This is a genomic window from Lactobacillus sp. M0403 (assembly GCF_016101265.1).
Classification (GTDB): domain Bacteria; phylum Bacillota; class Bacilli; order Lactobacillales; family Lactobacillaceae; genus Lactobacillus; species Lactobacillus apis.
In genome coordinates this window covers 1,717-4,940 of record NZ_JACFQV010000012.1, presented here as the reverse complement: position 1 = coordinate 4,940, position 3,224 = coordinate 1,717, and the positions used below count along the sequence as shown (strand labels likewise).

At 49.3% G+C, this 3,224-nt stretch carries 2 rRNA genes; both read right to left on the bottom strand.

What is annotated here, in order from left to right:
• Positions 1–3 precede the first annotated feature (3 nt).
• Positions 4–120, bottom strand: a 5S ribosomal RNA gene (gene rrf, locus H3T48_RS08745).
• Between the two features lie 85 nt (positions 121–205).
• Positions 206–3,113, bottom strand: a 23S ribosomal RNA gene (locus H3T48_RS08740).
• Positions 3,114–3,224 lie beyond the last annotated feature (111 nt).

Here is a 3,224-nt window from a genome sequence, read left to right as displayed (position 1 = left end):
AAAGCACGGCAGCGTCCTACCCTCGCAGGCAGTCTCCCACCAACTACTCTCGGCGTGAAGAAGCTTAACTGCTGTGTTCGGCATGGTTACAGGTGTTTCCTTCTTGCTATTGCCACCGTACTTTTTTCCTTTGAGCTTTTACACTCAAAACTAAATATAATCCTCTTGAAAAACCAATCCGCTCTCTTCCAAATCGCTCAAGCTTGTGGTCAAGTCCTCGACTGATTAGTACTAGTCCGCTCCAAACCTCACGGCTCTTCCACTCCTAGCCTATCTACCTCTTAGTCTTTGAGGTGTCTTACTACTTTCGTATGGGAAATCTCATCTTGAGGGGGGCTTCGCACTTAGATGCTTTCAGCGCTTATCCCTTCCATACTTAGCTACCCAGCTATGCCTTTGGCAAGACAACTGGTACACCAGCGGTATGTCCATCCCGGTCCTCTCGTACTAAGGACAGCTCCTCTCAAATTTCCAACGCCCACGACGGATAGGGACCGAACTGTCTCACGACGTTCTGAACCCAGCTCGCGTGCCGCTTTAATGGGCGAACAGCCCAACCCTTGGGACCTACTTCAGCCCCAGGATGCGACGAGCCGACATCGAGGTGCCAAACCTCCCCGTCGATGTGAACTCTTGGGGGAGATAAGCCTGTTATCCCCAGGGTAGCTTTTATCCGTTGAGTGATGGCCCTTCCATGCGGTACCACCAGATCACTAAGCCCGACTTTCGTCCCTGCTCGAGTTGTCGCTCTCGCAGTCAAGCTCCCTTATACCTTTACACTCTGTGAATGATTTCCAACCATTCTGAGGGAACCTTTGGGCGCCTCCGTTACTCTTTAGGAGGCGACCGCCCCAGTCAAACTGCCCATCAGACACTGTCCCATACCTCGCTTAGAGGTCCTGGTTAGAGCAGCCATCAAACAAGGGTAGTATCCCAACATTGCCTCTGATAACACTGGCGTGCTATCTTCTCTGGCTCCTACCTATCCTGTACATGTTTAACAGCTACTCAATATCAAATTGCAGTAAAGCTCCATGGGGTCTTTCCGTCCTGTCGCGGGTAACCCGCATCTTCACGGGTATTATAATTTCACCGAGTCTCTCGTTGAGACAGTGCCCAAATCATTACACCTTTCGTGCAGGTCGGAACTTACCCGACAAGGAATTTCGCTACCTTAGGACCGTTATAGTTACGGCCGCCGTTTACTGGGGCTTCAGTTCGTTGCTTCGCTTTCGCTGACAACTCTCCTTAACCTTCCAGCACCGGGCAGGTGTCAGCCCCTATACGTCGTCTTTCGACTTTGCAGAGACCTGTGTTTTTGATAAACAGTTGTTTGGGCCTATTCACTGCGGCTGGCTTTTACACCAGCACCCCTTCTCCCGAAGTTACGGGGCTATTTTGCCGAGTTCCTTAACGAGAGTTCTCTCGCTCACCTTAGTGTTCTCCACTCGACTACCTGTGTCGGTTTGCGGTACGGGTACGTTAGCTCTCACTAGAAGCTTTTCTTGGCAGTGTGACTCTTGAACCTTCGCTACTTTAATTTCGCTCCTCATCACAACTTGTGCTTTCTAGATAGAAGCATTTGACTCTTATCTACACTTATTGCTTAAACATGGATATCCAGCACCATGCGTTCTTTGCCTCCTGCGTCCCTCCTTCGTTATTAACGATCTAACGCAGTACAGGAATTTCTACCTGTTGTCCATCGACTACGCCTTTCGGCCTCGCCTTAGGTCCCGACTTACCCTGGGCGGACGAGCCTGCCCCAGGAAACCTTAGTCTTTCGGCGGATAGGATTCTCACCTATCTTGCGCTACTCATACCGGCATTCTCACTTCTAAGCGCTCCACTTATCCTCTCGATTAAGCTTCGCCGCACTTAGAACGCTCTCCTACCACGTGTATTACTACACATCCACAGTTTCGGTACTATGCTTAGCCCCGGTAAATTTTCGGCGCAGCGTCACTCGACTAGTGAGCTATTACGCACTCTTTTAATGATGGCTGCTTCTAAGCCAACATCCTAGTTGTCTACGCAACTCCACATCCTTTTCCACTTAGCATAGATTTTGGGACCTTAACTGGTGATCTGGGCTGTTTCCCTTTCGACTACGGATCTTATCACTCGCAGTCTGACTCCAGTGCTTTGATATATGGAATTCGCAGTTTATCTGAACTCAGTAACCCTTGATGGGCCCCTCATCCAAACAGAGCTCTACCTCCATTATCATCCTCGCACCAGGCTAGCCCTAAAGCTATTTCGGAGAGAACCAGCTATCTCCAAGTTCGTTTGGAATTTCACCGCTACCCACAACTCATCCCCGCAATTTTTAACTTACGTGGGTTCGGTCCTCCAGTGCGTTTTACCGCACCTTCAACCTGGTCATGGGTAGGTCACTTGGTTTCGGGTCTACATCAACTAACTATCTCGCCCTCTTCAGACTCGCTTTCGCTCCGGCTCCGTCTTTTCTGACTTAACCTCGCTAATTAACGTAACTCGCCGGTTCATTCTACAAAAGGCACGCCATCACCCTTTAATGGGCTTTGACTACTTGTAGGCACACGGTTTCAGGTTCTCTTTCACTCCCCTTCCGGGGTTCTTTTCACCTTTCCCTCACGGTACTGGTTCACTATCGGTCACAATTTAGTATTTAGCCTTGCGAGATGGTCCTCGCTGCTTCAATCGGGATTCCTCGTGTCCCGACCTACTCAGGATTCTGCTCGGCGTCTCTTGGATTTCGCTTACGGGGCTCTCACCCTCTCTGGCTTACCTTCCCAGATAATTCTGCTATCCGCCTTACTACCTTGTCGCAGTCCTACAACCCCATATGATAAATCATATGGTTTGGGCTCTTTCCGTTTCGCTCGCCGCTACTTGGGAAATCGATTTTTCTTTCTCTTCCTGCAGCTACTTAGATGTTTCAGTTCACTGCGTCTTGCCCTATATACCTATCTATTCAGTATATAGTAATGCATCGCTGCATTGGGTTCCCCCATTCGGAGATCTCCGGATCATTGCGTACTTACTGCTCCCCGAAGCCTTTCGTGGTTCGTCACGTCCTTCTTCGCCTTATTGTGCCTAGGCATTCACCGTGCGCCCTTCTTTTCTTGACCTTTCCTTAAGTCATTCGTTCTTTTCGAACTCTCTCGGTCGCTCTTGCAATCTGTTCTCTTTGATTGTTTCTCGGTTTTTCTTGGATTATATTCAGTTTTCAATGTACTAGT